Source organism: Burkholderia dolosa, from assembly GCF_902499135.1.
GTDB lineage: Bacteria > Pseudomonadota > Gammaproteobacteria > Burkholderiales > Burkholderiaceae > Burkholderia > Burkholderia dolosa.
Genome location: NZ_CABVPR010000114.1, coordinates 1 through 7,903 on the forward strand (window position 1 = coordinate 1; position 7,903 = coordinate 7,903).

A 7,903-nucleotide genomic window follows, 5' to 3' on the forward strand; every position below is an offset into this window, starting at 1 on the left:
ATGCCACCGCCCGCGCTGCTTTGATGTGCGCTGCTGACGGTCGTATCCTGCACGCTGCGCATGTTCAGATTGCCGCCGACATCCGCCGTAACCGTGCGACCGGATACCGTCGAGCCGATCACGTTCGTATCGCCACCGCTGACGAGCGTCACGCTATTCGCGCCCACGACGTGCGAATTGTTCTGCATCGCCGCGTCGCTGTTGCCATCACCGTGCGCACGCGACATCGATGCCGAAACGCCGATGCCGTTCGTGCCGATCGACACGCCAACGCTGCTGCCCGACGACGAATTCGAGCTGCGCGTCGAATCGGTGTTCGTCGTGTTCTGCAGGTCGATCTGGCTCTTGGCAGCGAGCAGCACGTCTTTGCCGGATACGTTCGAGCCAGCGACCGTAATGTTGCCGCTACCCGGCGTGCCGTTGCCCGTCGCAACCAACGAAGTCGTACCGCCTGCGCCGAGGCTCGAACCGCGCTGTGTCGTCTGGTTTTCCGACGTGTCCATCCGACTATGGCTCGATCCGACGCTTACCTGGACGCCGATGCTCGGCGTACCGCCGCCGGCAAGTGCACCACCGGTCAGGCCGGCGACGCCCATCGCAGCATTGCCTGCTGCCGCGATCGCGTGCAGCGCAGTCGCGCGGCTATCCCCGCTGCCGCTCTTGGCGGCTTGCGCTTGTTGGTAAGCACCATTGATCGCATCGCCGACGCTGCCCGACAAGCCGAGCGTGACGCCGCTGCTGCTCGTCTCTTGGCTATGCGTTTTGTTCGCGGTATCCGTCGCCGAGTCGATCACGATATTCGATGCCGCACCGGTCAGGTTCTTCCCGGCGATCAGATCGCTACCAGTCACGTGCAGCGTATCGCCGGCCGTGACATTAAGGTTACCGTTGAGCGATCCGACCGTGCTCGCGTTGTTCGTGACGGACGACGCATGATCCGTTTCCTTCCGCGACTGCGTGCCGATGCTGACAGTCAGTCCGCTCGTTCCCAAACCCGAATGCGTCTCACGGTAGTAGCTGTCTTGCGTGACCGTATCCTTGGACGTGGTGATATTGACGTTGTTCGTCGCGGCGAGATTCACGTCGTTCGTGCCGACGACCGTGCTGCCCTGGACGGTCAGGTCGTGCCCCGACTGAATGTTGACGGCGTTGCCCGACACAGTGCTGCCGACACCGACATTGGCGCGCGTATCTGTCATCCCGTCGGTCTTCGTGCTGCTGACGAAGCTGCCGCGTTGGACTTGCACCGACTGGTACTTGTCGTGTTCCTCGCGTGCCTCGTTGATCGCGACATTGCCCGTCGCACTGATGTTTGCCGAGCCGGTACCGTTCTCGACGCCGTTCGTCATACCCGCCGTCAGAGCGGAGCCGGTCAACGTCACGTTGCCCTTGGACTTGTCGGCACTCACGGCCGCGAGCGTCGCGTTTCCGCCCGCTGTGAATTGCGTGCCGACCACATGCTCGTCGTAGTTGTGATCCGTTTCCTTGCGCGTCTTGCTGTCCGCCGCGACGTTATCGAGCTTCGCCGTGTCTGTGACGGTCGTCGCCGTCAGATTGCCGCCCGCGAGCAGCGACAGATCCTTGCCGGACGAAACGGTGGCACCCTTGAGCGTCGTATCGTTGCCGCTTTGCATGGCTAAGCCGCCGCCAGCGGTGATGCCACTCGTCACGTTCTTCGTCGTCGACTCTTCCCAATGATGCTGATCGTTCAGATACATCGATTGGTTCGTGGTCGACTGAACCGTATCGACATTGATATTCCGGCCAGCCGTCACCAGCGCATCGCCACCGGCCGACAAATTCGCGCCGTGAAGCGTCAGATCGCGCCCGGCTTGTGCGGCTAGGTCGCCCGTCGCCGAAATCATCCCTTGCTGGCCGATCAAGCTCGTATTGACCTTGCTCGCACCCGATGCACCAGTCGCGCCCACGGCATCGACCAGCGTCGTGTTGACGATATCGCGGCCGGCCATCACCGCAACCCGGTTGCCGGAAATCTGGCCCGACGCGTTGACGACATCGTTGTTCGCCGACACGACCGTCGTGCCATTCTTGCTGCTGCTCGAAATCGTGCCGCCACGATTCAGGATATCCGTCGACGTCAGGACGGTCTTCGTGCCGCCCTTGATCACGCCCGAGTTCGTCGCGCTACCGGTCGCATGGATCTCGACATCGTCCGCGGCGATCAATGCACCAGTCGGTTGCAGGTCGTTCACGTGCGTCTGCGCCATGTAGACGACCGGGGCCAGCACGTGCGTCGTACTGCCATCGGGCAGCGTCACGGTCTGGTCAACCAGCCATACGATATCGCTGGTGAGCGCATCCATTTGTGCGGCCGTCAGCGCCATGCCCGGCACCAGACCGAACTCCTTCGCGTAGTTCACGCCGTTGGTCATCAACGCACGATATTCATCTTCGGCGCTCGCGTAACCCGGCAGGAACGTGCGTCCGGTCAACTGCGTGATCTGGTTGCGCACCATCTGCTGTTCGTACATCCCGTCGCCCAAGCGCTTTTCGATGCTCGCCGGATTGAGGTTCAACTGCCCGAGCATGTAGTCGCTCGAGATGAACTTGGTGTAGCTCGTCAGGCGCGGATCCGTCACGATCAGATACGGCTGCCCCGGCGCGGGATTGATCGAGTACATGCCGCTGGTCGGCAACGTAACTGACAATGCACCCGTGGCGCTCGAGACGGATTGCAGCGCGGGGACCGTAGTCGTGCCGCTTGCGGTACCGACCTTGGTCTGGTTGCCGCCCGACACGCCTTGATTGGCCGCGTTGCTGCCGAGGGTACCGCCCGTCGCACCGGTCGCTGAGTTTTGCGCAGCGACGTTCTGGTTATTGATGTTCTGCGCATTGATCGACACCGATTGGTTCGCGATGATCGTGCCGCCAGTGCCGCCGATCGCGACCGGCGCATACACGACCGGCGGCTCCGCTACCGTGCCACGATCGCGCGTCGGATCTTCGTTCCACGCATACATCGACACGATGTTGTCGGTCTGATACTGGTACAGTGTCCGACCAGTGTTATTAACCGTCGTGCCGCCGTAGCTTCCGCTACCGACGGAGCCGTTTTGCTGCGTGATGCCGATCTGAATCGACTTGCCGGCCGCGATAGCGCTGTAGTTGTTGTTGACCGTGCCGACGTTCGCCATCGTGATACTGCCGCCGGCCACAAGCTGCGCTTGCTGCGCCTGACTCGTCACCTTGTCCTGCTGGATTGTCGACGTCGTATCGCGCCAAATTTCGACACGCTGATACCCGTTATGAGCATCGCTACGCGTCGCGTATTCGGTATCCGGTACGTAATTGATGTGCGGATCGTATGCGTCCCAGTAGTTGACAGTGACCGTTCCGTTGCCGTTATCCGTCAGCGAGTTGTAGTAGATCGTCTTTTGCTGGCCATTGACATCGAGTACCAGCACGCGATCGGTAGCGTTCGAGCCCGTCGTTTCCGATACGATCTGTGAACTGCTGAAGGTATCGTTACGGGCGGTTTTGTAACCGTAGTCCCAAACGGCCTGCGTACATGACGAGTGCGAATCGGCGTTCGTCGTCGCGCAGGAAATGTATTTGTCTCGCTTTGTTTCGTGCTTGGTGGTCGTGCTCGTCGTTTCCGTCGTGACCGTCGGTGCGGGGCGCGTATTGGTGAACGTGCCGGCAGCCAGTTCAATGTTGCCCTGCGCTTCGATCGTGGACTGATCGTTGAGCACGTCTTGCGTTCGGTTCGCGAGGAAGCCATTTGCATCACGCTGACCGTTCGCCGCGATATTGATATCGCCGACACTGTACAGGTTTGCGCCACCTGTGTTCGACAACTGATTCGTCGCGTACAGATTGAGCTGGTTCGCAGCGGCGAAGACAGCGGCGGCGCCGGTGTTCGTGATCATGGCCGCACTCGACGTGACGTTGCCGCCGATCACGGTTCCAGTATTGTTGAACGCAGCGCTGTTGGTCGTGACCGCATCGCCTTCAATGCGGCCCGCGTTGTCGATCGTGCCGCCGTTGGCGTTGACCGTCGTGTTTGCCGAATTCAGGTCCGCACCGCTCTGGTTGTCGATGTTCGCGGCATTCAGCGTCAGCGCGCCGTTGGCATCCATCACGCCTCGGTTCGTCAGCCTGCCCGACGTGGAAAACGTCAGGTCGCCGTTCGCGTGGAGCCTGTTCGCCGCGGTCTGCGTATAGTCGCTGCCGATTGTCACCGCACCGTTGCGGCCGGCGACGATCGACCCGTCCCCGGTCAGTGTGCCACTCGTGACCGACAGATCCTGATCGCTACCAATCGCGCCGCCTTGGTTCGACAGAGCGCCGGTTTGAATCGACACGCTGCCACCGCTACCCGCGTCATTGCCGAGTTTGCCCGACGTATTGTCGACCGATGCGGCTTGCATCGAAAGGACACCGTTTGCGCGAACCGAGCCATTCTGGTTCGACAGCGCAGCATTCGGGCCCACGACGTTCAGGTTGTTCCCTGCCGACAGGACACCCGCATTATTGTTCGCGCTGCTGCCGACGTTCAGTGTCAGATCATGACCGGCGAGCGTTTGGCCGCCCTGCGCGTTGGTGAGAGCCTGCGTGGTCAGCGTAACGTCACCGTTGCCGCCGATCGTACCGGCACCCGCTGTACCGGACGCATTCGTGTTCGTAATCGATGCGCCGCCGTCTATCGTCGTCGCCCCGCTGCCGATGTTGGCGATGCGCGCGTCACTGTTGTCGATACTGGCACCAGACAGGTCGAGCGTCGACGTTGCGCCGTTCGCTTCGATTTGACCCGCATGGTTGTTCACCGCGCCTTGCGCGCGGACTTTCAGATTCCCGTTCGACTGGATCAACCCCGCCGCGTTGGCGAGCGCACCATTCGACTGCACCGACAACGACTGCGATGCGAGCAGCGAGCCGCCAGAATTGTCGACGCTGCCAGCGTTGACCGAGACGTCGCCGTTACCGCCGATCGTGCCGTTCGCCGTATTGGTCAACGCGTTCATCGCCGTGACCGACAACGCGGCTGAGCCGAGTTGCTTAATTGAGCCGCCGTCGTTCGACAGACTGTCACCGGACACTGTGAGACCGTTACTGGCTTCGACCGTGCCGGCGCGGTTGTTGATCGCGGATCGTGCTTTCAGCACAAGGCTGTCTGCGCCGATATAGCCGCCCGCACTGTTGTCGAGCGACTGCACATCGAGCGCAGCTTGCCGCTGAGCCGACAGCACACCCGCCTGGTTCGACACGGCGGCGGCCGCCAGCTTCATCGCGCCATTGGTCGCAATCATGCCGCCTTGGTTCGAGACAGCCCCCGCTCCGATCGTCAACGTGCCGCCGCCGGCGTGCGCAATCTTGCCGTGGTCGTTGATCAATGCGGCCGGCGTCAGGCTGAGATCGGTGCTGTTCGTCTGAACGGTTCCCGAACTATTGTCCAGCGTGCCCGAAACCGCGATCGTTGCCGGCCCCGTGCCGGTCTGCGTGATCGTGCCCGACTGATTCTTGAGACTGGTCGCCGTCAGCGACAACTGGCCGGCCTGAATTGCTCCTGCACTGTTGTCCAGACTGGCCGCGCGAACGTTTGCCAACGCGCCTGCGGAAATGCTGCCTGCTGCATTGGACAGCGAGGTGCCCGCATCGATGGCCGCGTTCTGACCGGCAGTCAGCGAACCATTGCCATTGTCGGCCGATTGCGCACCGACAGCCAAATCGGTGTTCGCGCTGATTGATCCATGATTTGCGAGGCTGCCCGCCTGAATCGTGACGGAGCCGTCACCGCCGATCACACCGCCTTGTGCGCCGTTCGCCGTCGTACCCGCAGCGTTCGTGAGCTGGCCGCTCGTTGTAATGAAAAGGCCGTCACCGTTGAGGGACGTCACGCGCCCGGCCGAATTATCCAAGGATGCACCGCCGACGCTCATCCGGCCCGCGCTCTGGATGATTCCCTGTCGGTTCAGGATCGCGCCGCCGCGTACGTCCGCCGTGCTTTGCGACACCAGCGTGCCGGCCTGATTCGAAATCTGTCCGGCCGACTGCACCGATAGCGGGCCCTGCGACGAAATCGTGCCGCCTTGGTTCGAAACGCCGGCTGCCGTCACCGTCGCGCTGCTCTGGCTCGAAAGATTGCCGTGGTCGTTGATGAGTGTCCCGGCAGCGCTCGCGTTGAGCGCGCCCTGCGCACTCGTCGTCGCGTTCGACAAATTGAGGTCGCCGGCATTGGCGTTCAGCGTCATGCCGCCATTAGCTGCCGTCCGGCTGCCTGCAACGTTCACGTTGCTGCCGGTGAGCGTTGCGTTGCCCCCGGCAAGATTCTGGCCCGTCGCATTCAGTTGGCCCGACGCGGTAACGCTCAGATCGCCGCTGCGGCTCACGGAGCCGTCGTTGTTCACCCCCGCGCCAAGCGCGCCGGTTGAACTGACGGTTGCGGCGCGGATCGTCGTACTTTGTTGCGCCGCGAGCGTGCCGCTATTAGACAGCGTCCCGCTGGACGCCACGTTTGCACTCTGCTGCGCGTACGTCGTCCCGGTGTTCTGAATGTCACTACCGGTTGCCGCAAGATTGCCGCTCGTCATCGTCTTCCCCGACAGCACGAGCTGTCCGTTCGACTGCAGCGTCAGATCACCGGCCTGCGCGGCGATCGTGCCAGCATTTGCCACGCCAACGCCATTCTGATTGGCAACGAGAAACACCCTGTTGGCATACATCCCGCCCAATTGACCGACGTCAATTGCGACGTCCGGTGCGGGACCACCGTCCTGAATCGGTGTTGTGGCGAGCGTATCGTGATTGACTTGATTCGGCCCGGCGACTACGTTCAGTTTTTTCGCGTAAATCGCCGCATTGGCCTGAACCGCACGCGCGATAATGTCAACCTGATCGACATTTTCCGCGTTCAAACCAGCGCCGGACACGGTGACGAGGCCGCGATTTACATTGAACCCGGCAACCGAACCATCGGGGCCGAAATACGGCACCCCGGTTGTCAAAACTGCGCGAGAGGTATTAATGAAGCCGCCGCCGTCGATCTGAAGGCCTGCGGAATTCGACAAGATAATCTCGGCTTTGGGGCCCGCTATCTCAACATATCCTCTAAGAATAGAGGGGTTATTGCTATTGACCTGATTAACAATAATCCGCGCAGCATCGTTGGGCCCGAAGTTCGGATTCCCGTTGATATATCCTGCTTGCTGCGTGTTGACGATCGTCGGCGAGTTATTGATTATCGCGCCGGGTTTCTGTACGTCGAATTGATTATAGGTATTTAAAGAGACGCCAGAGCCGCCCGGCTTATTAATATTGACTTGCGGCAGTCCATTTTGCGTCTGGATCACCGACGGCGCATGCGCACCGCCACCGACAATCTGCGCATTCGCCCAAATCGGCGTTGCGCCGACCGCGATCAGTGCAGCAAGCGCGATGCGGCGCACGGCGAATCGAACAATCGATTCGCGCTCAATGCCCGCGCCGCGCGTCTCGCCCCGGCCGGAATTGCCCGACGCACAGGCCGTCTCTTCGACGGCAATCAACATGCCGCGTACACGGCTATACACCAAACGGTAGTTGTTTTGATTCATTCTTTTTCTGGTCTACTCGCAACTTGAGTCACTGCACCCACGGAATATCGGATCGCGACATCTTCTCGCAACGCAGCGCTGCCGTGTCTCGCGGAGCCTGTGAACAATTGTCAAACGTAGGGTAAACGCGACAATAGTTAACGGCCGCACGAGTTTACGGCGAAGAACTGCTGCGATTCTGAGCGGCCAAGGCTCTGCCCTGTTTCGCTCAGTGCCCTGCTATTGATCGGGGCCATTGCGATCAACGCGTGATAACTGCGCTCGCACTGCTGGGCGAACCTGTCCGCATTTTTGTGGGCGAGGCGGTTGAACAGCACGTTATCCACGCGCCTGCATAAATCGCTCGCCGA

The 7,903-nt window shown here is 61.2% G+C and carries 2 protein-coding genes; both read right to left on the bottom strand.

Annotation, left to right across the window (positions count from 1 at the left end; all coding sequences use genetic code 11):
* Positions 1 to 7,553, bottom strand: a 7,553-nt coding sequence (locus tag BUB20358_RS27360; protein ID WP_174905162.1) for a hemagglutinin repeat-containing protein, incomplete at its 3' end; no start/stop codon positions are given.
* Positions 7,554 to 7,690: 137 nt separating this feature from the next.
* Positions 7,691 to 7,903, bottom strand: a 213-nt coding sequence (locus BUB20358_RS28100; protein ID WP_207771230.1) for a hypothetical protein, incomplete at its 5' end; no start/stop codon positions are given.